This is a genomic window from Acidobacteriota bacterium, from assembly GCA_020853395.1.
GTDB lineage: Bacteria > Acidobacteriota > Vicinamibacteria > Vicinamibacterales > SCN-69-37 > JADYYY01.
In genome coordinates this window covers 387233-410571 of record JADYYY010000010.1, presented here as the reverse complement: position 1 = coordinate 410571, position 23339 = coordinate 387233, and the positions used below count along the sequence as shown (strand labels likewise).

Genomic DNA, 23339 nt, shown 5'->3' with positions numbered 1-23339 from the left:
GCCTGCCGTCTCGCTGGCATTCTACCGGAGCGGCCGTCTCGCGGGCGCGCTTGACCCTGCGGCCCCCGCCGGCGCATGATGCGTATTAACCAAATGGTTAGTCGACTGCGTGGCGATCGCCGGCGGCCGTCGCGCGCGCGGCTCCTCGCCGCCGCGGCGGCCGAGTTCGCCGCCCGCGGCTTCGATGGCGCCAAGGTCGATCGCATCGCGCGGCGCGCGCGCGTCAACAAGGCGATGGTCTACTACCACTTCGCGAGCAAGGCCGCGCTCTACCGGGCCGTGCTGGGCGAGGTGTTCCAAGGCGTGGCGGCCGCCGTGGCGCGCGACGCCGAGGCCGGTGGCGATCCGGCCGACCAGTTGCGGCGGTTCGTCCGCGTCGTCGAAGGGCAGATGGCGGCGCACCCGCACCTGCCGCCCATCTGGCTGCGCGAGGTCGCCGACGGCGGCCGGCATCTCGACGCCGTCGTGCTCGGCCACCTGACCGACGTGCTGGCGGCGCTCCGGCGCATCCTCGACCGCGGCGCGTCGGCGGGGGTGTTCCGTCCGAGCCACCCGTTCGTCGTCCAGATCTCCATCGTCGCGCCGCTGCTGCTCGTCGCGGCATCAGCGCCGCTCCGGGAGCAGCTCCGGCGCACAGCGCCCTACCTCGAGGATCTCGATCGCGAGACCGTGGTGACGTACGTCGAGTCCGCCGCGCTCGCGGCGCTGGGACCGTCGGCGCCGTCTTCGCCAGTGCCGGCGCGCGTAGCGCGCCGGAGGAGCGTGTCATGACGCGAGGTCGCTCGGTGTTCGCCGCCTGTGTGGTGCTCATCGCCGGCGCGTGCGGCGGGCGAGGAGCGCCAGACGCAACCCGCGCGAGCGGGTACGTGGAGGCGACCGACGTCCAGATCGCCGCGAAGGTACCGGGGCGCGTCGCCACCGTGGCGATCGTGGAGGGCGCGCGCGTCGCGGCGGGTGACGTGATCGCGACGCTCGAGACGACCGACACCGACCTGGCGATCGCGAAGGTGCGCGCCGAGCGCGCCCAGGCCGAGGCGCAGGTGCGTCTGCTGCGGGCCGGTGCGCGGCCCGAAGAGGTGCAGCAGGCCGCAGCGCAGGTTGCGGCGGCAAAGAGCGACGCCAGCGCGGCCGAGGCCGAGCTGGCCGCCGCCAGGACCGACGAAGTGCGGTTTCAACAGCTCGTCGACCGCCGCGCCGGCACGACGAAGCAGCGCGACGACGCGGCGGCGCGACGAGAGCTGGCGGAGGCGCGAGTCAAGGGCGCCGCGGACCGGATCGCGGCTGCCGAGGCGACGCTCGCACGCCTGCGCGCCGGTGCACGCCGCGAGGAGCTCGACGCCGCCGAGGCGCGCGTGCGCGCGATCGACGCCGATCTCGCCACGCTCGGCCAGCGACGGGCCGACGCCACCATCACCGCGCCGAGCGCCGGCATCGTCACGTCCCGCCTGGTCGAGCCTGGTGAGCTCGTCGCCGTCGGCTCGCCAGTGGCCGTGATCGTGGACCTGGATCGTGCTTGGGTCAACGCGTACGTCGAAGAGCCCCTCGTGCCCACGATCGCGTTGAACCAGCCCGTCACCGTCGTCGCCGACGACGGCCACCGGCTGCCGGGACGGGTATCGTTCATCGCGCCTCGTGCGGAGTTCACGCCGCGCAACGTCCAGACATCCGCCGAGCGCGCGAAGCTCGTGTACCGGGTCAAAGTGACGGTGGACAACCGCGAGGGCGTCCTGAAATCGGGCATGCCGGTCGAGGTCGTGCTCGCGAACGGCAAGGCCGAGTGATGCCGGAGCCCATCGTCGCGCTCGCCGGCGTCGGCAAGGACTACGGCGCGACGGTCGCGCTCGACGGGATCACCGCGAGCGTCGAGCGCCGCGAGATGTTCGGCGTGATCGGGCCGGACGGCGCGGGCAAGACGACGCTCCTCCGGCTCGTCTGCGGGCTCCTTGCGCCGGATCGCGGGACGGTCGAGCTGGCCGGCGAGGATCCAGCCCGCCGGCGCCGCGCCGCGGCGGCAGCCATCGGCTACGTCTCTCAGCGGTTCAGCCTCTACGGCGATCTCTCGATCGACGAGAACATCGAGTTCTTCGCGCGCCTCCACGGCGTGCGCGACTTCGCGGCTCGCCGCGAACGGTTGCTGGGGCTCACCGGCCTGCTCCCGTTCCGGGCGCGGCTCGCCGATCGGCTCTCGGGCGGCATGAAGCAGAAGCTCGCGCTCGCCTGCACGCTCGTCCACGAGCCGCCGCTGCTCGTGCTCGACGAGCCGACCACGGGCGTGGATCCCGTGTCGCGCCGCGAGTTCTGGAAGCTGCTCGCCGAGTTCCTCAATCAGGGACTGACCATCGTGCTGGCGACGCCCTATCTGGACGAGGCCGAGCGGTGCAGCCGGGTGCTGCTGCTGCGCGAGGGCCGGACGCTGGCGTTCGATGCGCCAGCGGCACTGCAGCGCGGGCTGAGGGGCGGCGTCGTCGAAGTCGTCGTGCCGTCGCCGCGCCGCCTCTTCGACGTGCTGCGCCCCGCGCTCGGCCGCGACGTGCAGTTGTTCGGCGATCGGCTGCACGTCTACGTGCGGACGCCGGATGCGCGCGGCGCGTTGGCCTCGGCGATCGAGCGGGCGGGATTCGGCGCCGAGGCCCGGCTGCGGGACGTGACGCCGAGCCTCGAGGACGTGTTCATCGAAGCCGTCGAGCACGATGCCGCCACCCTCTCTCGCGAGGCCTCGCCATGACACGCGTCGTCATCACCGTCATCGTGACCGCTGCGGCGACGTTCGTCCCGTCGTTCGTCGGCGCCCAGTCGCCCCTGCCGCTCACCGTGGACGAGGCGGTGCGCCGCGCGGTCGAGCATGCGCCGCGCGTCGCGGAAGCGCGCGCGCGCGAGTCGGCGGCCGACGCGGCGATCGCGGCGCAGGCGGCGCTCGCAAGGCCCGCGCTGACGGCCAGCACCGGCTACCTCAGAACGAACCACGTGGACGAGTTCGGCATCCCGCAGCCGGACGGCACGACGCGGGTCATCTTCCCGGACATCCCCACCAACTACCGCGCCCGCGCCGAGCTCACGATGCCCGTGTACACGGGCGGCCGCGTGGCCGATCTGGTCCGGGCAGCAGAGGCGGGACGCCGCGCAGCGGATGCCGACACCCGGACGGTCGAGGCGGATCTTTCGTTGGCCGTCGCGTCGGCGTACTGGAACCTCGCGTTCGCGCGCGAGCGCATCCGCGTGCTGGAGCGGGCGCTCGAGCGCGCCGATGCGCAGCTCGAGACCGTCCGGGCTCAGACGGCGGCGGGCGTGCTGCCGCCGAACGACGTGCTGTCGGCGCAGGCGCAGCGGGCGCGGCAGCAGGTGGCGCTGATCCAGGCGCAGAACGATGCGGCGGTCGGCGAGGCCGATCTCGCGCGGCTGGTCGGGCTGCCCGTCGGACAGCGTATCTCGACGATCTCGACTGTCGACGAGCCCTCGCCGGCGGCTGCGGAGCTCGCCGGTGAAACGCCGGACGCGCTGAGCGCCCGCGCGCTCGGCGCGCGTCCGGAACGTCAGGCTCTCCGCGATCGCGAGGTTTCGCTCCGGCTCGCGGCGGAGGCCGCCGCGGCGGCCGGCCGTCCGCAGGTGGGGGTCATCGCCGCCGTCGAGCCCGCTCGTCCGAACTCGCGGTTCGTGCCGCGTGTCGATCGCTGGAACACCGGGTGGGATCTCGGCGTGAACGTGAGCTGGTCGGTGTGGGATGGCGGCCGCGCCCGCGCCGATCGGGCGAGCTCGACGGCCGAGGCCAACGCGCTCGCGCATCGGATCGAGGACTTCGACGCCGGCGTGAACGTCGAGCTGCGCCAGCGGGTGCTCGATCTGCAGGCCGGTCGGGCGGCTCTGGCGGCATCGGGAGACGCCGTGGATGCGGCGGCCGAGGCGCGCCGCGTGGTCGGCGAGCGATTCGCCGCGGGCGTGGCGACCAGCACCGACGTGCTCGAGGCCGACGTCGCGCTGCTCGAGGCCGAGCTCGAGCGGACGCGCCTCGCGGCGGCACTGCGGATCGGCGAGGCGCGGCTCCTTCGCGCCGTGGGCCGGCGGCCATGACGGACGACGTCGCGATCCGCGTCGAGGGCCTGTCGCGCGACTTCGGCGCGTTCCGCGCCGTGGACGAGCTCACCTTCGACGTGCGCCGCGGCGAAGTCTTCGGCTTCCTCGGCGCGAACGGGGCGGGCAAGTCCACGACGATTCGCATGCTGTGCGGTCTGCTCACGCCGACCGCGGGCCGCGCGTTCGTGGACGGCGTCGACGTCGGCCGCGATCCGGAGGCCGTGAAGCGGCGAATCGGGTACATGTCGCAGCGCTTCTCCCTCTACGAGCTCCTGACCGTGGATCAGAACATCCGCTTCTACGCCGGGCTGTACGGTCTCGAGGGCGAACGGCTCGCGCGGCGTCGCCAGTTCGCGCTCGAGATGGGCGGCCTCGTGGGCAAGGAGGAGGCCGAGGCGCGAAGCCTGTCCGGCGGCTGGCGGCAGCGGCTCGCGCTCGGATGCGCGCTCCTCCACGAGCCGCCGATCGTCTTCCTCGACGAGCCGACGGGCGGCGTCGATCCGGTCTCGCGTCGCGAGTTCTGGCGGCTCATCGATCGGCTGTCGCACGACGGGACGACGGTCCTCGTGACGACGCACTACCTCGATGAAGCCGAGCGCTGCGACCGGGTGGCGATCATTCACGCCGGCCGGCTCGCCGCGCTCGGCACGACGGGCGAGCTCAAGGCCGTGTTCGAGGACCGGCCGATCGTCGAGCTGCGATCGCCCACGCCCGTCGCGGCCATGCGGGCGCTCGACGCCCTCCCGTTCGTCGAGAAGACCAGCCTCTTCGGCACCGCCGTGCACGCCGTGCTGCGCCGCCGGGCGATCGACGCCGCGGCCGTCCGCGCGGCGCTGCCGCCAGAGGTCGGCGTCAGCACGATCGAACCGGTCGTGCCGTCGCTCGAGGACGTGTTCCTCGACGTGGTCGACCGGCTCGAGGCGCAAGGAGAGCGGGCGTGACGGGTGCCTGGGCGGTCGCCATCAAGGAGCTGCGGCAGATCCGGCGCGACCGGCGCACCCTCGTGATCCTGGTCTTTCTGCCGACGTTCTTCCTCTTTCTCTACGGCTACGCCCTGAACTTCGACGTCCGCCACGTCGCGATCGCCGTCGAAGACCGGGATCTCTCCGCCGCCAGTCGCGCGGTCGTCGCCGCCTTCGAGCGCTCCGGCTACTTCGACGTCGTCGCCGACGTCGGACGGGCGGAGGAGGCGAGCGCGCTCATCGATCGCGGCACGGCGCGCGCGGTGATCGTGATTCCGGCGGGCTTCTCGCGAGATCTGCGCGAGCGCCGGCCTGCGGCGCTGCAGGTCCTCATCGACGGCGACAACGCCACCACCGCCACGACCGTGCTCGGCTACGTGGATGCGGTGATCGCCGATGCGTCGGCGCGCGTCGGCGGACCGCGGCCCGTGACGGTCGCGGCCGTGGAGCCGCGCATCTGGTACAACCCGGAGCTGCGCAGCACCGTGTTCCTGGTGCCGGGCCTGATTGCTTTCATCTCGATGATCACCGCCGTCGTGTCGACGGCGCTGTCGATCGTCCGGGAGAAGGAGCGGGGCACGATGGAGCAGGTCCGCATGGCGCCGGTTTCCACCTTGGCCTTCGTCCTCGGCAAGACCGTGCCGTACCTCGTGATGTCACAGATCGGCGCCGCCGCCATCCTGGTGGCGGCGATGTACTTCTTCGATCTGCCCATGCGCGGGTCGTGGATCGCGTTGATGGCCGTCCTCGCCGTGTTCCTGCTGGGCGCGCTGGGCACCGGGCTCGCCATCTCGACGATCGCCGACACGCAGCAGGTGGCCTTCCAGGCCGCGGCCCTCGTCGCCATGCTGCCCACGCTGATCCTCTCCGGCTTCATCTTTCCCATCGCCAGCATGCCGCTGTCGCTGCAGTACGTGACCGCGATCGTGCCGGCGCGCTATTTCCTCACTGCGCTGCGCGGCATCGTGCTGAAGGGACGCGAGCTGTCGACGCTGGGCGAACCGCTCGGCGCGTTGGCCCTCTACGCAGCCGTGGCGCTTGGCGTCTCGGCTCTCCGGCTGCGGCGGCAATGAGACGCCGGATTCTCGCTCTGGTCCGGAAGGAGTTCATCGAGCTGCGCAAGAGCCCGCAGTTGCTCCGGATCGTGATCATCGCGCCGGTGGTCCAACTGACGCTTCTCGGCTACGCGGCCACGACCGACGTCCGTGACGTGCCGGTCATCGTCGTGGACGGCGATCGCTCCAACGAGAGCCGGCGCTTGATCGAGCACGTCGCGGCGTCCCCATACTTCGACATCGTGCGCGAGGAGCTCACGCCGGACGCGGTCGACGAGGACCTCCAGCGCGGCCTCGCCTGGCTGGCCATCGTCATTCCGCCCGGTTTCGGCGATCGGCTGGCGGCACCGCCTGCCGAGACCGGCGGGCGCGCGGCCGTCCAGGTGATCGCCGACGGCACCGACGCGAACTCGTCCGGCGTCGCGCTGGCCTACGTCCAGGGGCTCGTCGGGCAGTACAACGCGCTCACGGCGGCCCCTGACGGGGCGCCGCCCGTCATCGACAGCCGCGTGCGCGTGTGGTTCAACGCCGAGCTCCACAGCCGGAACTTCATGATCCCCGGCGTGCTGGCGATGCTGCTCATGCTGATCACCGCGAACCTGACGTCGATGGCGATCGTGCGCGAGCGCGAGGGCGGGACGCTCGATCAACTGAACGTCACGCCCATCGGCCGGTGGGAGCTGATTCTGGGCAAGCTGCTGCCGTACGCGCTCGTCGGCTTCGTGGACGTGCTGCTCGTCGTCGCCGTGGCAGTGGGGTGGTTCGACGTGCCGTTGCGCGGCAGCCTGTGGCTCCTGCTGGGCGCCAGCCTGATCTACCTGCTCTGTACGCTCGGCCTCGGCCTCTTCGTGTCGACCATCTCGGCCACGCAGCAGCAGGCCATGATGACCTCGACGTTCTTCTTCCTGATCCCGATGATGTACCTCTCGGGATTCGTGTTCCCGATCGAGAACATGCCTCGTGTGATTCAGGTGGTGACGACGCTCATCCCGCTGCGATACTTTCTGGTGATCGTGCGCGGCATCTTCCTCAAGGGCGTCGGGTTCGACGTGCTCTGGCCGCAGTTCGCGGCGCTCGGCGCCTGGGGAACGGTCGTCCTGAGCCTGGCGGCCGCGCGGTCGCGCAAACGGGTGTGACAGATGCAGGTGCACGTGGGGACGTCCGGCTACAACTACCCGGAGTGGCGCGGCAGCTTCTATCCCGAGCGCTATCCGAGCGCCAAGATGTTCGGTTTCTACGCCGAACGGTTCCGCACGGTCGAGATCAACGCGACCTTCTACCGCATGCCCACCGTCAAGACGACGACGGCGTGGCGTGAGCAGGCGCCGGCCGGCTTCCGCTACGCGCTCAAGGCGCCGCGGCGGATCACGCACGACCGGCGGCTGAAGGACTGTGCCGACCTCGCCTCGGTCTTCGTCGAGAGCGCGCGAGCGCTCGGCCCCACGCTCGGTCCGCTCCTGTTCCAGTTGCCGCCGAACCTCAGGGCGGACGCCGGTCGCTTGTCCGCATTCCTGGACGTGCTGCCGGCCGATCTCGAGATCGCGTTCGAGTTCCGGCACGACTCGTGGTTGACCGACGACGTCTACGGCGCCCTGACCGCGCGACGCGCCGCCCTCTGCATCGCCGATTTCGGAGATCGCACGACGCCGATCGTGACGACCGCGCGGTACGGATACTTTCGGCTGCGCGACGAAGGCTACGGCCCGGCGGACCTCGAGCAGTGGGCCGACGTCGTGGTCGCAGGTGCGGACGCCTGGGATGCCGCGTACGTGTATTTCAAGCACGAGCAGGAGGGCAAGGGACCGGAGTTCGCACGCCTCTTCACCGCCGCGCTGGCCGCTCGCGGGATCACCGTCACATGACGCTCGAGAGGAAATCGATCGCGGCGCGCTCGGCCCAGTAACGGTCTCCCTGATCGTCCGCGGCGCCGATGTACGCGCAATGCCCGCCGTGCGGCGTCACCAGCACCCGAACGTGCGGGTTGTCCCGCACCGCGGGTTCGTCGAACTGGGCGACCGGCACGAACGGGTCGTCGGCCGAGGTGAGGATCAGCGACGGGATGCGGATGCGATCGATCACCCGCAATGCGCTCGCGCGCTCGTAGTAGGTCGCCGCATCGCCGAACCCGTGCGACGGCGCCGTGTACACGTCGTCGAACTTCCGGATCGTCCAGACGCGGCCGAGCGGCGCGAGGTCGAAGGCGCCGGGCCAGAGCGCCGCCTTGCGGCGCATGCGCGCCTTGAGATTGCGCACGAAGTTGAATTGATAGGCGATGTTGCGGGGACGCTCGATGGCGCGCACGCACCGATCGAGATCGATCGTTGGACAGATCGCCGCCACCGCCCGGACGAGCGGCGGCGAGGTGCCTGCCAGTTCGCCGGCCAGCTTCATCGTCAGATTGCCGCCGAGCGAGTAGCCGATGATGCCGAAGCGGCGGATGCCGTCCACCGCCGCGACCTGTTCGATCACCGCCCGAGGATCCGCCGTCAGCCCTGAATGGTAGAGGCTCGGCGTCAGCGCCTCGGTGCCGCCGCAGTTGCGCTGATTGAGCAGCACGACGTTCCAGCCGCGGCGCCACGCCTTGCTGGCGAGCCCGCGCATGTAGTGCACGCGGCTCGAGCCCTCGAGGCCATGCAGCGCGACGAGGGCGGGACGGGCGGCGCGGTCGGCCTGCCAGTAACAGTGCGCGAGCACCTGGGTGTCGGCGGCCACGCGGAACAGCCGCGCTTCCGGCTCGGGCAGCCCGGGAAACTGCCGCCGGCCGACCCACGCCACGACCGTCATGACGTGGCCATTCCTCAGCCGGCGATGCGGCGTGAAGTGCGGCGGCGTCCAGACCGCCGCGGCGGGAGGATCAGCGAAGCCGGTAGACGACGAACTGGTCATTGCGATAGGCCACCGGGAAGTCCAAAGGGCGCTCGGCGGTCGCGACGAGCACGTCGAGATCGTACCGAACGGCGAGCCGGCGGATGTCGGCGCTCGACAGCGCGGCGAACCCGGCGAGTGCCGCCTGGCGCTCGGCCACCGCGAGCGCGACGTCTCGATCGTACAACGCCATCGCCGGATCCTTCCCGGCGTCGAGCAGCGTATCGCGCGCGGCGGCGATCCGCACGCTCGCGCCGTAGACCAGGCTGTGCTCGGGATCCGCGAGCACGTGGATCGACGCCGGCTGCGCGCGAAGCCAGCGCATCGCGTCGGACCACGGCGTCGCTGGCAGCGACGCCTGCACGAGCCGGCGATCGGCTTCGACGGACGTGACGTAGTACCCCCGCGCGGCGGCCACGAGCACGAGCGCCGCCACCAGTGCGCGCCGTGCCGCCGGCGGCCAGCGGCGTCCAGCGTCGCCGAGCAGCCACCACCCGACGTAGCAGACCGTCACGACGTCGAGGAGCCAGAAGACGCGATTGACCTGAAGCTGTACGGCGAGCGCAACGCCATACGCCGTGAACGGCACCGAGACGAGAAAGATGAAGGTGAGCGCCAGCAGCCCCGCGACGAGCGCGGCTTCGCCCGGCGCCGTCGCCGCGCGGAGGCGGCGTCGACGATGGACGAGGACGATCACCGCCGGATAGAGCAGGTTCGCGATCCACGCGGATGCCGGCCATGCCGCGGGAAACAGGTAGTCGCGATCGGCGAGCACGGCCAGCCATGGGGCGTCCATCCGGCCGAGCGTTCCGCTCGCTGCCGCGAGGACGATCGCCGCGACGAACGCGGGTACGAGCCAGGCCGCTGCGCGCCGGCCTGCCGCGCCTGCGCTCTGCCACCACCAGGCCGCGATCAGCGCCGCCGCGAACCACAGGCCCGTGCTGGTGTGGATGACCAGGGCTGCGAGCAGCCAGAGTCCAGCGGTTCGGAATCGGCCGCGCAGGATCGCCGCGAGGACGGCGACGCCACAGGCGAACGCGAGCATCCGCGGGTGCATGTAGCCTTCGAGCGAGTTCGCGCCGGTCTTCGTGATGCGATGCCGCAGCGTGAGCAGCGTCACGGCAGCGGCCGTGGCGAGGCGATCGGCGCCGAGGCCGCGCATGAGTGAGACCGCCGCGCCGAACAGCACGACGAGGGTGACCGCGTAGGCGAGCCCGAAGGCGATCGGCAGGCTGCCGCCACAGGCGCGCGCGATGCCGGCGAGCACGGGGCCGCCGGTCCACAGCCGCATCTGCGGGCCGAGCAGCGCGCGGTCGCGCGGAAACAGCGAGTCGTTCAGCGTGAGCTCGACGGCCGGGACGTAGAACGCCTGGTCGGAGACGCCGAACCGGTAGCCGCCGGAATTGGCCGTCGCCAGCACGGCGAACAGCAGCGCCGCCAGCGCGGCCGCCGGGACGAGCTTCACCTACGACTCGTCGGCCGTCGGGCCGTAGAGCGGCGGCAGCGGCACGCCCAGCAGCCGCAAGTACACCGTCAACTGGCCGCGGTGATGGATGACGTGATGCAGGAGGTAGTGACGCAGCGCCGAGAACCTGGGCGTGCTCAAGAGGACCTGATCGCCGCGGCGCAGCGTCCACGGCGCATGGAGCTCTCCGTCGGTCATCGCGACGAGCGACCGCCGAACGTTCGCGACGTTGCCGTCGAACGTCGCGAGCGCCTCCTGCACGGACACCGCGGGCGCTCGCCGGGTGCCGGCCTCGACGCCGGCCAGATCGTAGCCCGGCTGATCGAGGATCTGCTGTCCCCAGCGGGGGAGGCTGGCGAGATGCGTCACGAGCCCGCCGAGCGAGAACGAGCGCTCGTGGGGCCGCCACTCCAGCGACGCCTGCGGCGCGCGTTCCATCACGTGGCGGGTCGCGGCGAGCTCGTGATCGAGGTCGGCGAGCAGCGACTCGCGCATCAGCGCCTGGCTATCGGCCAAAGTTCACCTTCGGCGCCGCTTCGGCGCTCGTCGGCGCGTCGAAGTACGGGTACTCCTTGAACCCGAACATCGACGCGGTGATGTTCGACGGAAACCGGCGGCGGAGCGTGTTGTACTCCTGGATCCGCTCGTTGTAGCGCATTCGCTCGGTCGCGATGCGGTTCTCGGTACCGGCCAGCTCGTCGCGCAGACCGAGAAAGACCTGGTCGGACTTGAGCTGCGGGTAGTTCTCGACGACGACGAGCAGGCGGGCGAGCGCCGAGGACTCCGCGTTGGCCGCGGCGATCTTGTCGGCGGGTGTGGTGGCGCCGGCCATCTTCGCGCGCGCGTCGGCAACGGCCTGGAAGACGTCGCGCTCCTGCTGCGCGTAGCCCTTCACCGTTTCGACCAGGTTGGGTATGAGGTCGTTGCGCCGCTGGAGCTGGTTCTCGACCTGGCCCCACTGCGCCTTGATGGCTTCCTCCTGGGTCGTGAACTGGTTGTACGAGCAGCCCGATCCGCCGACCAGTGCGGCCACCAGCGCGCCGGCGGCCGTCCATCGCCGAAGTCCGTCGATCCTCGTCATGTCATCGCTCCTTGTCTCGCCGCGAGCCGCAATCGCCACGGCCCGGCGGACGATATCGTGCGTGCTGCGGGTGCGCTGGCGTCGCCAGCGGCGCGCGGCGCGTCACCAGCCACCGGAGGCGCCGCCGCCTCCGCTGCGGCCGCCTCCGAATCCTCCGAACCCGCCGCCGAACCCGCCGTCCCGATGTCCGCCGCCGAACCCGCCGCCGAATCCGCCGAGCCCGCCGTACCAGCCACCGCCGCCCCAGGGCTGCGTCGGCCAGCCTCCGCGACGCCGGATCGAAGGCCCGCCGCCTCCGCGACGGATGGCGCCGATGATCGCGAGGAGCACGACGACCATGATGATCACGTGCGCGAGCGACAGGCCGCCACCGCGATCGGCCACCGGCTCCGGCGGCAGATCGGTCAGCGTCACGTTCCGGCGGTCGGCAATCCGCTGGATGATGCGCGTGGCGCCGGCGAGCAGGCCGGCGCCGTACTCGCCCTCGCGAAACGCCGGCAGCATCGTTTGCCGGATCGTGTCTCCGGCGAACCCGTCGGTCACGAACTCCTCGAGCGCGTAGCCGACCTCGATTCGCACGCGCCGCTCGTTGACGGCGAGGACGATCAGCAGGCCGTTGTCCTCGTTGCGCGCTCCCGGGCCGGAGCGTTCGAAGACCTTGACCGCATATTCCTCGATCGATCCATACGGTGCGAAGGTCGGCACCGTCAGCACGACGACCGCGTCGCCCGTCGCGCGCTCGAGCACGCGGATCCGGCGATCGAGCTCCGCCGCACTGCCGGGATCGATGACGCGTGCGAGGTCGGTCACCGGCTCGGTGAGCGTGGGCAGCGACTGCGCGAGCGTCTGCGATGCCGTCAGGACGGCGGCGGCCGCGAACAGGCACGCAGCCCAGCGCCGTGGGCTGGCGGACCGCCACCCGGGCCGGTTGCTCATGATTCGATCGACCACCGATCGACGAACGACCAGAGCTGCTCGGCCGCCGCCAGATAGTCCGGCAGGCGCCGCACGAGATGGCGAGCCTGCTCGGGCGCGTCGTCGAGCGCGAGCACCTCGTCGACGAGCGCCGCGGGCAGGCCGGCGACCCGCGCCCCGGCCTGCGCGAGATCGTGTTCGTGGTGAACGCCGTGCAGGCGCGCGACGTTCGCGAGCACGGCGCGAAGCGGCTTCGCCGACTCCACGAGCAGCCGTGCGAGCGCCGCGTCGCGCCCGCGGGCGTGCAGCCAGCCCTGACGCAGGTGGATGAGATGACCTTTCGCCTGCACCTCGCACGCGCGACGAAGCTGTTCCGGTGGCACGACCGCTTCGGCGAACGGCGGTGTGCCGACGATGACGGCATGCCGGTTCATCAGCGCCTGGTACTCCACCGGAAACGTATCGAGCGAGCGCCGAAACTCCTCGGGCGTGAGCAGCAGCGGCGTCTCCAGGCCGTCGCGCTCCCACGCGTCGACGAGCGGCGTGAGGGCCTCGAGATCGGCTGCCTCGATCGGGTGCGCGAACACGACGCTCGACGCAGGACCGGTCGCGACGACCGCGACGAGCCGATCGTCGAAGACTCGGCGGCAATCGGCCGCAAGCGTATCGAAGGTGCGCCGGGCGGAGGGCGTGAGCGTCAGCGTGGGAGACACCCCGTCATTCTAGCGGGTGTCACGGTTGCACCACCTGGCGCAGTCCGTCGCGGATCGGCGACGCGACGACGGCGTGACATCCGCGTGTCGCGCGCCCGAGCGCGCGAACGCCGAGCCGGCGAGGTCAGAAACACGGGACGCGCACGCGATCACTTCAGTAGGATTGTGCCGTGCGTCTTCGCGTTCTCAAGGTGGGCTGCTTCGGCGGCGGTACCGGGCTGCCGAGCCTGCTCGGCGGCCTCAAGCGCAATCCCTGGGTCGACCTGCACGCGATCGTCACGATGTTCGACAGCGGTGGCTCGTCGGGACAACTGCGCGACGAGCTCGGGGTGCTTCCGCCGGGCGACGTGCTGCGCTGCGCGCTCGCGCTCGCGCGCAACGAGCGCGAGGCGCGCCGCATCCTCCTCACGCGGCTGACGATGCTCGAGAACGGCCGGCTGGCGGGCCATACCGGCGGCAACCTGCTGCTCTCGATGATGGAGCAGTACACGCACGGCGACTTCCTCGCCGCGGTCGACGGCCTGCGCGCCCTGCTCGGCTGCCGCGGCCGCGTCTGGCCCATCACCGGGCAGCAATCCACGATTTGCGCGGAGTACCAGGACGGGTTCGTCAGCCGCGGCGAGGTCGAGGTCGATGCCGGGCAGGCCGGCGGCCGGCCGATCCGCCGGCTGTGGCTCGAACCGCCCGTCCAGATCCACCCGTCGGCCGCCAGCGCCATCCGGTCGCTCGATGCCGTCGTCGTCGGCCCCGGGAGCTTCTTCACGAGCCTCCTGCCGATCTTCCTGGTCCAGGGCTGCCGGGAGGCGCTTGCAGACGTCCGCGGTCCGATCGTCTACGTCGCCAACCTGCTGACCGAAGGGCAAGGCATGGCGACCTTCACGGCGGGGCAGGCGATGTCGCAGTTGGCGGACGCCATCGGCCGGCCGATCGACGTCGTGATCTTCAACAACGCAACGCCCGCCGATGCGAACGTGCTGGCGCAGTATGCGCGCGAGCACAAGACGCCTCTGCCGCTCGGTGAGCTTCCCGCGACCTGCCGGCTGATCGAAGGCGCGTTCTGGCGCCGCGCGATCGCGCGGCACGATCGGCGCCGGCTGCACGCCGCCGTGTGGGTGGCGCTGGCCGATTTGCTGCTGGCGTGACGTCGGCGGCGCGCGCGCTGGCGGCGTTTCGCTCGCTACCGCGATTTCGGCTTGCGCGGCGTGCTTCGCTTGCGCGGCGCTGATGCGGACGTCTTCACCGTGGGACGCCGAGCCGAGCCCATCGTCGACGAGCGTGACGTCGGCGGCGCGGCGGCCGCCGCGCGTCCGGTCTTGAGCGCCACGGCCTTGTCGATGATCTCCTGCAGCATCCGGCCGGTCTCGCCGCCGCTGGCTGGCCGGTGGCTGTGCCAGATCGCCGGATCGTCGGCGGCGAGGATATCGGCGAAATCGCCGCCGCTCTTGACGCTCAGCGGCGCGAACGTCGTGATGTCCACGTCGCCCGCCCAGTCGTCGCGGTGTTTGATGAGGAGCCAGCTCCGGCCGTCGCCCCGCGACCCGCCGTAGCCGCGGGTGCGGACGAGCGCCCAGGAGCCTTTCAGCTTGTAGCCGTCGAGGCTGAACTTCAGATCGCCTTTGGCGAGCGCCGCGCCGACGTCCGCGACCTCGGGCACCCAGGTGCCGGTGTCCCACAGCATCACGATCCCGGCGCCGTAGCCTTCCGGAATCACGCCCTCGAACGTGCCGTACTCGACCGGATGATCCTCGACGTGCATCGCGAGCCGCTTCACCGTCGGGTCGAGCGATGGTCCTTTCGGGACGGCCCACGAGAGCAGCACGCCGTCGTGCTCGAGGCGCAGGTCGTAGTGGAGATGGCTGGCCAGGTGCTTCTGCACGCAGAAGAGCAAGCCCTCGGATCGCCGCCGCCCAGGTCCGCCGGACGGTTCCGGCGATCTCGCGAAGTCCCGTTTGCGCCGGTATTCGTCAAGTGGCATGGCGCCTACTTCACGCCGCCCATCAGCGCCGTGAGGGGCCGCCGGCACAGGAACATCACGACGCCCGCCGCGATCGGCAGGAGGGCGACGGCGACGAGCAGCCGATCGAGCGGCATCGATTCGTAGAACGACGCGGCGTGGCCGCCGAGCAGGTTGCCCACGGAGGCTCCGAGGAACCAGACGCCCATCATCAGGCCCACGATCCGTTCGGGCGCGAGCTTCGTCATGGAGCTGAGGCCGACCGGGCTGAGGCACAGCTCCGCGAGCGTGTGGAGCAGATACGTCAGGAACAGCCACGTGACGCCCACCTTCGCGCCGGTCGCGGCATCCTGGGCGGCGGGCACGAGCACGAGAAAACCCGCGCCGACGCCCACGAGGCCGATCGCGAACTTCGTCGGGCTCGCCGGCTGTCGATCGCCGAGCCTCACCCAGAGCCACGCCAGCAGCGGCGCGAAGATCAGGATCAGGAGCGAGTTGAGCGACTGCCACCAACTGCTCGGGAACGCGAGGCCGACGATCTCGTTGCGCGTGCTGCGATCGGCGAAGAGATTCAGCGTCGACCCGGCCTGCTCGAACACCGACCAGAAGAGCGCGGCCGCGACGAAGAACACGCCGATGATGGCGAGCCGCTTCCGTTCGACCGGCGTCCAGCCGCCGCCGAGCAAGAGCCAGGTGAAGAACGCGACGGTCACGACGAGCAGCGCGTAGCTGTAGGCGTCGGTGATGTCGCTGGCGCTCGCGCCCGTGATCCCGCTCGCGAGCACCACGCCGATCACGACGAGCGCGGCGAGCCCGCCGCCCAGCCATGCCGACGCTCGACGCTTCAGCGCGGGAGAGGGCGGCACGGCGGGATGCTGTCCTGCCGTGCCGAGATAATGCCGTCCCACGACGTATTGGATCAGCCCCAGCGTCATCCCGACGCCGGCTGCGCCGAACGCCCAGTGCCAGGCCGCATTCGGATCGAGCCCCCAGCCTGCGAGCCGCGCCCGGAACGCGTCGCTCTGCGCGAGGTATCCCGTGATGAGCGGCCCGAACAGCGCGCCGAGGTTGATCCCCATGTAGAAGATCGAGAACGCCGCGTCGCGCCGCACGTCCTGCTGGCCGTACAGTTGGCCGACGATGACGCTGATGTTGGGCTTGAGGAGGCCCGTGCCGAGCACGATCAGCAGCAGGCCGAGGTAGAAGCTGACGGCGGCCGGCACCGCGAGCGCGAAGTGGCCTGCGGCAATCAGCACGCCGCCGGCGAACACCGCGCGCTGCTGGCCGACGAGCCGATCGGCGATCCAGCCGCCCGGCAGGCTCATGAGGTAGACGAGCGACGTGTAGGTGCCGTAGATCGCCGCGGCGGTCGCCGTGTCGAGGCCCATGCCGCCCGACGACGCCGCCGCCGTCATGTACAGGATGAGGAACCCCCGCATCCCGTAGTAGCTGAACCGCTCCCACATCTCGCTGAAGAACAGCGTGGCGAGTCCCCGGGGGTGCCCGAAGAACGCGCGATCGGCCGCCGCCTCGCCGAGACCGGAGGCGGGCATCAGCCGGCCGGAGGCGCTGGCGTTCACGGCTGGACGTATCCGGGCGGCAACGTGCCGGCACCGCCGAACAGGAACTCCTCCATCTGCTGCGTGACGAGCGTCTGCGCCTCCTTTTGGAAGGGGAGCAGCCGGTACTCGTTCAGGATCATCTTCATCCGCTCTTCCCACATCTCCCACGCCTCGCGCGAGATGTGATCGTAGATGCGGCGTCCCAGCTCGCCGGGCCACGGCGGGGCGTCCAGACCCGGCAGCTCCCGCTGGAGCTTCGCGCAGAAGACCGTCCGTTCGGCCGAATCCGGAGATGCCATAATCGAATCACCTTCTGTCCGCATGATGGGCAATGTCCGCATCTTATCCGAAACGCGCGCGGGTCTCGGCGGCGCGAGCGGCGCGATGACCGCCCTCGGTCGGCTGCTCGTGGCCGTGCTGTGCCTCTCGGGCGTGGCGGCGCCGAGCGTGGCCAGCGCGCAGTACTTCGGGCGCAACAAGGTTCAGTACCGCACGTTCGACTTCCAGATCCTCCGCACCGATCACTTCGACATCTACTACTACCCGGAAGAAGCCGACGCCGCGCGCATCGTCGCGCGCCTGGCCGAACGGTGGTACGACCGGCTGTCGCGGTTCTTCAGCCACGAGCTGCGAGGGCGGCAGCCGCTCATCCTGTACGCCGCGGCGGCGCACTTCCGCCAGACCAATGCCGTCGAAGGGCTGATCGGCGAGGGCACGGGCGGCGTGACCGAAGGGCTCAGGCGGCGGGTGGTGCTGCCAATGTCGGGCTCGCTCGCCGAATCCGATCACGTGCTCGGGCACGAGCTGGTGCACGCGTTCCAGTTCGACATGACGGGCGCCGATCCGCGCGACATGGCCGGCGAGGCGCCGGGCATCCTCGCCTTTCCGCTCTGGTTCGTCGAGGGCATGGCGGAGTACCTGTCGCTCGGGCCCGCCGACGCGCAGACGGCGATGTGGCTGCGGGATGCCGCGCTGCGCGAGGCGCTGCCCCACATCCGCGATCTCGACGATCCGCGCTACTTCCCCTACCGGTGGGGCCATGCGTTCTGGGCCTACATCGGCGCGCGGTTCGGCGATCGCGCGGTCGCCTCGCTGATCCGATCCGCCGCCAACCCCCGCTTCGATCTCACCGGCCTGGCGCGGCAGCTCGGCACCGATCCCGACACGCTCACGGCCGACTGGCACGCGGCGATCCGCGCGCGCACGCAGGCGGTCGCCGACGAGATGCCGCCGGTCGCGAGCCGCCTCCGGCGCATCATCGAGGTGCGCCAGCCCGGCGCGCGTTACAACGTCGGGCCGGAGCTCAGCCCCGACGGCCGGCGCGTGGCCTTCTTCTCCGAGCGCGATCGGTTCTCGATCGACCTCTACCTCGCGAACGCCGATACCGGACGGATCGAGCGCCGGCTGCTGAAGACCGCCACCGATCCGCACTTCGACAGCCTCGAGTTCATCAGCTCGGCCGGCAGTTGGAGCCCGGACGGCCGCACGCTCGCCCTCACCGCGATGCGCGGCGGCCGCCCCGTGCTCGTCCTGATGGATCCTCGCTCCGGCCGCATCACGGCCGAGCTGCCGCTCGGCGGGCTCGACGACGCGTCGAACCCGGCGTTCGCGCCGGACGGCCGGTCGATCGTGCTCTCGGGAAACGCCGGCGGGCTCACCGATCTCTATCTGATGTCGCTCGAGACGCGGGCGATCGATCGGCTCACGTCCGATGCGTTCGCCGACGTCGAGCCGTCGTTCACCCCGGACGGCCGCACGATCGTGTTCACGACCGAGCGCTTCACGACGGACCTCGACACGCTGCAGCTCGGCTCGCTGCGTCTCGCCGCGATCGACGTCGCGACCCGGGCGGTCCGGCCGATCGCGGCGTTCCTCACGGGCAAGCACGTGAGCCCGCAGGTGACGCGCGACGGCGCGCACGTGCTGTTCGTGGGCGATCCCGACGGCATCAGCAACGTCTATCGCGTGCCGATCACGGGCGGGCCGGTCGAGCAATGGACCGCGGTGCCCACCGGCATCGCCGGCATCACGTCGACCAGCCCGACGCTGAGCGTGGCGCCGCACACCGGGCGAATCGCGTTCAGCGTCTTCGAGCACGACGGACACGCGCTGTACCTGCTCGATCCCGACGACGTCCTGGTGCTCGTGCCGCCGCCGGCGAACCAGGTCGCCGCCATGCTGCCCGGACGATCGGCGCCGACCGGCGACGTCAGCCGGCTGCTGGGCGATCTCGCGCGCGGCCGGCCGCCGGCGGCCGCGCTCACCGACGGCGAGCCGTACGAGCAGCGGCTGAAGCTCGACCAGATCGGACAGCCCGTACTCCAGGCCGCGGTCTACCAGGGCGGATGGACGTCGTTCCAGGGCGGGTTGTCGGCGTCGTTCAGCGACATGCTCGGCGACCGGCTGCTCGGCGTCGGCGCGCAGGTGGGCGGCGCCGGATCCTGGGCGGACATCGGCGGCGGGCTCGTCTACGTCAGCCGGAGGCACCGGTGGAACTGGGCAGCGTCCGGCGGCGTGTCGCCGTATGCGCTCGGATTCCTCACGCGGGTGGACGCGAGCAGCCAGATCACCGTCGAGGAGGTCATCGAGCGGCAGACCTGCCGGTGCGCGGAGGCGGCGGCGTCCTTTCCGTTCAGCACGTCGACGCGTGTCGAGGTGGCCGGCGCGCTCCAGGCGCTCTCCTTCAGCCGCGAGGTGCGCACCTCCACCTACGATCCGTCGACGCTGCAGCGCGTCTCGACGAGCGTCGATCGGCGGCCGAGCGGCGATCCGCTGTACCTGGGTGTCGGCAGCGTGGCCCTCGTGCGCGACTCGTCCTACTTCGGGGCGACGGCGCCGCTCTACGGCATGCGGTCGCGCGTCGAATGGGGACGCAGTACCGGATCGCTGCGCTACTCGACGCTGCTGATGGACTGGCGCCGGTACTTCATGCCGGTGCGCCCGATCACGATCGCCGTCCGCGGGCTGCACTACGGGCGCTACGGACGCGACAGCGACTCGGATCGCCTCATTCGCCTGTACGCCGGCTATCCCGACTTCGTGCACGGCTACGGCGTGGGATCCTTCCGGCCGAACGACTGCCCGTCGGGCGGCGCGAGCGGCGACTGCGCGGTGTTCGATCGGCTGATCGGCAGCCGGCTCGCCGTCGCCAACATCGAGGTTCGGGCGCCGCTCAAAGGGCTGTTCACCGGCGAGCTGGAATACGGCGCCGTCCCGATCGACGTGGCCGCGTTCTTCGACGCGGGCGTCGCCTGGACGGCGACCGACCGGCCCAGCTTTCTCGGCGGGTCGCGCGGCGTCGTGCGCAGTGCCGGCGGCGCCGTACGCGTCAACGCGTTCGGTCTCATCGCGCTCGAAGTCGCCGCGTCGCATCCGTTCGACCGCTTCGAGCGCGGCGTCCGCTGGCAGGTGTCGATCCTTCAGGGATTCTGAGCCGGTGCGCGCTCGTCAGCGATCCGCGCCCGGGTGGACAGCCGGCGCAGGATCGCCAGGGCGGCGGCCAGCAACGCGGTGGCGATCAGCGCGGCCGCCGCGATGGGAAGCGCGCGCAGATACACCAGGTACAGCCACCAGAAGTCGACTGAAAGACAGCCGGTCGCCGAGCGAGCCGCCGGCCGCCGACGCGGCGGGAACGGCCGGAAGCGGCGCGCGTCCGGTGAGGTACCGCACCTTGGCCGGCAGCAACTGGACGGCGTGCCGCGACGAGACTGCTCGCGACGTGCCCGGACAGCCGAAGCGCGAGGATAAACGCGAAGCCGACGGCGATGGCAGCCGGCACGGTGCTGGCGGCGGCGACGAAGGCTTTCGGCAGCGTGTCGGCGCCGGCGGACGCCAGCCGCACCGTCTGGCTCGCGACGCGGCCCCAGCCAGATGAACGGCACGTCGAAGAGCGTCTGGCCGATGCCGAACGGCGTGTAGCAGAGGCCGTCGATGCCTCGCCAGTCCTCGTTCGAATAGGCCGGCGGCACGTCGAGCGCGCCGCGATCCAGGATCGCCTTTCCCTGCTCGTACACCGCCACGGCGTCTTCCGCCGTCGAACGCGCGATGTAGTCCAGCCACACGGCTGCCGCGGGCGCGAGCGCGAATCGAGACGCCGCAAGGCCCTCCGGCGAGGCGCCGGACGCACGAGTCATCGCACCTCGACGCGCGTGACCATGACGCCGAGATCGCGCGTGTCCGGCACGCCGAGCAGCGCGTGAGGATTCCAGGTCGGCACGCGCAGCCGCAGGCGCGGCGGGTCGCCGGGCGCGCGCGTCGTGACCGGCAGCGCGAACGCGTACGGCCTGACGTCGCTCGTCACCGTCACGGTGCCGACCGCCACGTCGTCCAACGCCACCTCGACCGACGCCGGCGGTGCCGAGCCCGGCCGGCCGCCGTTCGACATCCACACGGTGAGCTCGTGCGGCGCGCCCGCCAGTCCCGCGACGACGACGAACGACTGCGCGCCGGTCCAGCGGAACGGCACGCCATCGTCGGAACGCTCGCGGGCGTAGAACCGCACGACGTTCAGATCGTCGAGGCCGCCGACGTCGATCGTCACGCGTGCGGCCGTCGCGCCGTGCGACGTCGAGAGCCGGTAGAGGCCGTACTCGAAGTCCTTGCGCCGGACGCCCGACGGGTACGCGTTCCACGCGGACGCGTACTCGGGCACGGTGAAACGTTCGCCGGAGAGAGGCGTCGCCACGAGCCGATCGCTCAGCAGGTCCGAGCCGCCGCCGCCGAGGAAGAGCACGCGGTCGTAGCGCGCCGAGGCCCAGTCCACGAAGGCGTACATCGGCAGGCGGGGCGGCACGACCGAATCCAGGACGAGCACGTGCTTCGCGTAGATGTACGCGAGCGGCGTGGCGAGCACGTGCAGGTCCGAGCCCGCGTTCCGCGACTCGACGAGCAGCAGGTCACGATCGCCAATCTCCGACGCGAGCCGTTCCAGACGCGGGATCAATCCCGCGTACTCCACGTGCCGCCAGACCGGGCTCGTCTGCTGCCACATGTGCCAGCCGACGAACGTCACGAGGACGGCGAAGATCGCCGTGGCGACGGCCGGGCGGGCGGGCGGCCACGACCCGACGTCGTCGTGCACGATGGCACCCGGGCGAAACCACGCGGCGGCCCATCGTGAGAGCCGATCCGCGACGTAGGCGACGCCGAGCATGGCGCCAGGAAGGATGAGCGCGAGAAACCGGCGCGCCGCCCAGAAGTGCTCGGGCACGATGCGCGTCTTGTAGAAGAAGAACACGCTGAAGGCGCCGATGGTCGTGATGAGCACCGGCGCCCGCCAGAAGCGCGCGGCCGTCAGCGCGGCGACGCCGGCCACTCCGGCGGCGAGCACCCACGGTCCGACGTACCATCCGAACGATCGAAACGCCATCGCGTCGTGCTCGGCGAGCCGCCCGACCTGTTGCCGGAAGAAGTACGCGTAGATCGCCAGCGCGGCGAAGGTCAGCGCGAGCCCTGGCGGGACCGTTCGGCGCACCGCGTTCCGAGTGGCCTCCCATCGGAAGGCGAGCCTCGCGAGGAGCACGAGGCCGGCGATGGCCGCCAGCCCGAGCAGGCCGTGATCGCGCGTGAAGATCAGCGGGTAGGCGGAGTAAGCCTGCATCGGGCCGCGCAAGTAGACGTAGCCTGGGATTGCCGTCGCGGCGAGCGCCGCCGCGAACGCGAGGCCGATGCGCTGGCCGACCGCCCTGAGGATCAACGCCACGGCGCAGAAGCTGACGAACGCGAGCACCGCGTCGTAGCGCAGGAAGAGCAGGCCCCCGAGCAGCGCGCCCGCAACCGCCGCGAAGAACACGCCGCCCTGATCGACCGCCCGCGCGAACGCCAGCATCGCGGCGAAGACGAGGGCCAGGAGCACGACCTCGCTGTTCGGATAGCGGCCGAACCAGACCGTCATCACGTTGATCGCCGTGAGCGCCGCGGCGCCGAAGGCCACACGACGTCCCAGCGCGTGGGCAAGCGTGAAGTACACGGCGAGCAGCCCGAGCATCGTCCAGCAGCCGACGGCCTGGCGCGCGCCGCTGAGGCCGTTGAGCCCGTAGCCGATCGCGATGGACGCCGGAAACAGGTGCGGGAACTGGCCGACGACGGTGCCGGTGCGAGGGTCGTCGACGAAGAAGCCCATGAACCGGATGCTGTAGTACCAGGGCTGCTGGTGCGACGGGAAGAAGAGATCGCGCAGCGGTTCCGGAACCGCGCTGACCATCGGGTCCTTGACGAGGAGCGCGCCCCGCTGAGCGATCTGCACGCCCTCGTTGAGGTACGTGCCGGGATCCTTGCCGCCGATCACGTACTCCGATGGCGGGAAGTACAACCAGAGCGCGGCAGCGACGAGCAGCAGCGGCCAGACCGCGCTCCAGCCCGGCGGCGTCGGCCGCGCGGCGAACCGCAGCCGGCGGTTGAACCCGAGCACGGCGAGGCCGACGACGCCGGCATCGATCGCGAGGAGCCGTTCGAACGTGTACCAGCCGCCGAACGCGAGCGCCAGCACGACGGCGAGCGACCAGGCGACGCTCGACACGATGGCCCAGAAGAGCCGCTCTTCCCAGGACAGCGCGGCGCGCGCCGCTTGCGTTCGGCCGGGCAGCCGGAAGAGCACCGCGCCCGGCAGGTAGGCCAGGAGCAGCAGCTCAGCCAGCAGACGGATCATCGGGCCGGATACCCATCGCAGTGGGCGTCAGTCTACTCCGAAGCGCCGCGGCC

General features: G+C 71.2%; 21 protein-coding genes. 10 read left to right on the top strand and 11 right to left on the bottom strand.

Annotation, left to right across the window (positions count from 1 at the left end; genetic code table 11):
- Positions 1-75: 75 nt before the first annotated feature.
- From IT184_10455 to IT184_10420, 8 genes are read left to right on the top strand one after another with little or no spacing between them, the layout of a single operon-like run.
- Entirely contained in the window at positions 76-771 is a 696-nt protein-coding gene (locus IT184_10455; GenBank protein ID MCC7009228.1) for a TetR/AcrR family transcriptional regulator, read from the top strand.
- On the top strand, positions 768-1781 hold the full coding sequence (locus IT184_10450) for an HlyD family efflux transporter periplasmic adaptor subunit (protein MCC7009227.1): 1014 nt from the start codon (positions 768-770) through the stop codon (positions 1779-1781). Before IT184_10455 ends, IT184_10450 begins: the two co-directional genes overlap by 4 nt.
- The gene (locus IT184_10445) at positions 1781-2725 is read left to right on the top strand and encodes an ABC transporter ATP-binding protein (GenBank protein MCC7009226.1); all 945 of its coding nucleotides are present in this window, start codon (positions 1781-1783) and stop codon (positions 2723-2725) included. Before IT184_10450 ends, IT184_10445 begins: the two co-directional genes overlap by 1 nt.
- The gene (locus IT184_10440; protein ID MCC7009225.1) at positions 2722-4065 is read left to right on the top strand and encodes a TolC family protein; all 1344 of its coding nucleotides are present in this window, start codon (positions 2722-2724) and stop codon (positions 4063-4065) included. The genes IT184_10445 and IT184_10440 overlap by 4 nt, the downstream gene beginning before the upstream one ends.
- Positions 4062-5009: an ABC transporter ATP-binding protein gene (locus tag IT184_10435; protein ID MCC7009224.1), complete on the top strand. Its 948-nt coding sequence runs from the start codon at positions 4062-4064 to the stop codon at positions 5007-5009. The genes IT184_10440 and IT184_10435 overlap by 4 nt, the downstream gene beginning before the upstream one ends.
- A complete protein-coding gene (locus IT184_10430; GenBank protein ID MCC7009223.1) occupies positions 5006-6103 on the top strand; it encodes an ABC transporter permease in 1098 nt (365 codons plus the stop codon). The genes IT184_10435 and IT184_10430 overlap by 4 nt, the downstream gene beginning before the upstream one ends.
- Complete coding sequence (locus tag IT184_10425; GenBank protein MCC7009222.1) at positions 6100-7221, top strand: ABC transporter permease; 1122 nt, start codon at positions 6100-6102, stop codon at positions 7219-7221. Before IT184_10430 ends, IT184_10425 begins: the two co-directional genes overlap by 4 nt.
- Before the next feature lie 3 nt (positions 7222-7224).
- Positions 7225-7947 carry a DUF72 domain-containing protein gene (locus IT184_10420; protein MCC7009221.1) on the top strand — a complete coding sequence of 241 codons (723 nt, stop codon included), beginning with the start codon at positions 7225-7227 and terminating at the stop codon, positions 7945-7947.
- On the opposite strand, the gene IT184_10415 is transcribed toward IT184_10420, so the two are convergent.
- The 6 genes from IT184_10415 to IT184_10390 form a co-directional block, all read right to left on the bottom strand.
- Positions 7940-8869 (bottom strand): alpha/beta fold hydrolase, encoded by a 930-nt coding sequence (locus tag IT184_10415; GenBank protein MCC7009220.1) that lies wholly within the window; start codon positions 8867-8869, stop codon positions 7940-7942. The two genes, IT184_10420 and IT184_10415, sit on opposite strands and share 8 nt — an antisense overlap.
- A 70-nt stretch (positions 8870-8939) precedes the next feature.
- Positions 8940-10415 (bottom strand): hypothetical protein, encoded by a 1476-nt coding sequence (locus tag IT184_10410; GenBank protein MCC7009219.1) that lies wholly within the window; start codon positions 10413-10415, stop codon positions 8940-8942.
- Complete coding sequence (locus IT184_10405; GenBank protein MCC7009218.1) at positions 10416-10910, bottom strand: DinB family protein; 495 nt, start codon at positions 10908-10910, stop codon at positions 10416-10418. It abuts the gene before it with no gap.
- A 10-nt stretch (positions 10911-10920) separates the two neighbouring features.
- Positions 10921-11496 (bottom strand): LemA family protein, encoded by a 576-nt coding sequence (locus IT184_10400; protein ID MCC7009217.1) that lies wholly within the window; start codon positions 11494-11496, stop codon positions 10921-10923.
- Between the two features lie 102 nt (positions 11497-11598).
- Positions 11599-12432, bottom strand: coding sequence for a TPM domain-containing protein (locus IT184_10395; GenBank protein ID MCC7009216.1), 834 nt, complete (start codon positions 12430-12432; stop codon positions 11599-11601).
- Entirely contained in the window at positions 12429-13124 is a 696-nt protein-coding gene (locus IT184_10390; protein ID MCC7009215.1) for a hypothetical protein, read from the bottom strand. Before IT184_10390 ends, IT184_10395 begins: the two co-directional genes overlap by 4 nt.
- 170 nt (positions 13125-13294) lie before the next feature.
- Between IT184_10390 and IT184_10385 the strand changes: the two genes are divergently transcribed.
- Positions 13295-14266, top strand: a complete 972-nt coding sequence (locus IT184_10385; GenBank protein MCC7009214.1) for a YvcK family protein — start codon at positions 13295-13297, stop codon at positions 14264-14266.
- Positions 14267-14301: 35 nt separating this feature from the next.
- Here IT184_10385 and IT184_10380 read toward each other — a convergent pair whose 3' ends face one another.
- The 3 genes from IT184_10380 to IT184_10370 are packed head-to-tail and all read right to left on the bottom strand — an operon-like array spanning position 14302 to position 16939.
- Positions 14302-15099, bottom strand: coding sequence for a hypothetical protein (locus IT184_10380; protein MCC7009213.1), 798 nt, complete (start codon positions 15097-15099; stop codon positions 14302-14304).
- A gap of 5 nt (positions 15100-15104) precedes the next feature.
- Entirely contained in the window at positions 15105-16631 is a 1527-nt protein-coding gene (locus tag IT184_10375; GenBank protein MCC7009212.1) for a peptide MFS transporter, read from the bottom strand.
- A 23-nt stretch (positions 16632-16654) separates the two neighbouring features.
- The gene (locus tag IT184_10370; GenBank protein MCC7009211.1) at positions 16655-16939 is read right to left on the bottom strand and encodes an oxidative damage protection protein; all 285 of its coding nucleotides are present in this window, start codon (positions 16937-16939) and stop codon (positions 16655-16657) included.
- A gap of 85 nt (positions 16940-17024) precedes the next feature.
- On the opposite strand from IT184_10370, the gene IT184_10365 reads away from it, so the two are divergent.
- Positions 17025-20072 carry a PD40 domain-containing protein gene (locus IT184_10365; GenBank protein MCC7009210.1) on the top strand — a complete coding sequence of 1016 codons (3048 nt, stop codon included), beginning with the start codon at positions 17025-17027 and terminating at the stop codon, positions 20070-20072.
- On the opposite strand, the gene IT184_10360 is transcribed toward IT184_10365, so the two are convergent.
- Complete coding sequence (locus IT184_10360) at positions 20060-20773, bottom strand: hypothetical protein (protein MCC7009209.1); 714 nt, start codon at positions 20771-20773, stop codon at positions 20060-20062. The two genes, IT184_10365 and IT184_10360, sit on opposite strands and share 13 nt — an antisense overlap.
- Positions 20770-23286: a hypothetical protein gene (locus tag IT184_10355; GenBank protein ID MCC7009208.1), complete on the bottom strand. Its 2517-nt coding sequence runs from the start codon at positions 23284-23286 to the stop codon at positions 20770-20772. Before IT184_10355 ends, IT184_10360 begins: the two co-directional genes overlap by 4 nt.
- Positions 23287-23339: the final 53 nt, after the last annotated feature.

Coding starts and splice junctions, on each gene's coding strand:
- IT184_10455 (MCC7009228.1), top strand. CDS start 76: ATGATGCGTATTAACCAAATGGTTAGTCGACTGCGTGGCGATCGCCGG.
- IT184_10450 (MCC7009227.1), top strand. CDS start 768: ATGACGCGAGGTCGCTCGGTGTTCGCCGCCTGTGTGGTGCTCATCGCC.
- IT184_10445 (MCC7009226.1), top strand. CDS start 1,781: ATGCCGGAGCCCATCGTCGCGCTCGCCGGCGTCGGCAAGGACTACGGC.
- IT184_10440 (MCC7009225.1), top strand. CDS start 2,722: ATGACACGCGTCGTCATCACCGTCATCGTGACCGCTGCGGCGACGTTC.
- IT184_10435 (MCC7009224.1), top strand. CDS start 4,062: ATGACGGACGACGTCGCGATCCGCGTCGAGGGCCTGTCGCGCGACTTC.
- IT184_10425 (MCC7009222.1), top strand. CDS start 6,100: ATGAGACGCCGGATTCTCGCTCTGGTCCGGAAGGAGTTCATCGAGCTG.
- IT184_10420 (MCC7009221.1), top strand. CDS start 7,225: ATGCAGGTGCACGTGGGGACGTCCGGCTACAACTACCCGGAGTGGCGC.
- IT184_10415 (MCC7009220.1), bottom strand. CDS start 8,869: ATGACGGTCGTGGCGTGGGTCGGCCGGCGGCAGTTTCCCGGGCTGCCC.
- IT184_10405 (MCC7009218.1), bottom strand. CDS start 10,910: ATGCGCGAGTCGCTGCTCGCCGACCTCGATCACGAGCTCGCCGCGACC.
- IT184_10400 (MCC7009217.1), bottom strand. CDS start 11,496: ATGACGAGGATCGACGGACTTCGGCGATGGACGGCCGCCGGCGCGCTG.
- IT184_10395 (MCC7009216.1), bottom strand. CDS start 12,432: ATGAGCAACCGGCCCGGGTGGCGGTCCGCCAGCCCACGGCGCTGGGCT.
- IT184_10380 (MCC7009213.1), bottom strand. CDS start 15,099: ATGCCACTTGACGAATACCGGCGCAAACGGGACTTCGCGAGATCGCCG.
- IT184_10375 (MCC7009212.1), bottom strand. CDS start 16,631: ATGCCCGCCTCCGGTCTCGGCGAGGCGGCGGCCGATCGCGCGTTCTTC.
- IT184_10370 (MCC7009211.1), bottom strand. CDS start 16,939: ATGGCATCTCCGGATTCGGCCGAACGGACGGTCTTCTGCGCGAAGCTC.
- IT184_10365 (MCC7009210.1), top strand. CDS start 17,025: ATGACCGCCCTCGGTCGGCTGCTCGTGGCCGTGCTGTGCCTCTCGGGC.
- IT184_10360 (MCC7009209.1), bottom strand. CDS start 20,773: ATGACTCGTGCGTCCGGCGCCTCGCCGGAGGGCCTTGCGGCGTCTCGA.
- IT184_10355 (MCC7009208.1), bottom strand. CDS start 23,286: ATGATCCGTCTGCTGGCTGAGCTGCTGCTCCTGGCCTACCTGCCGGGC.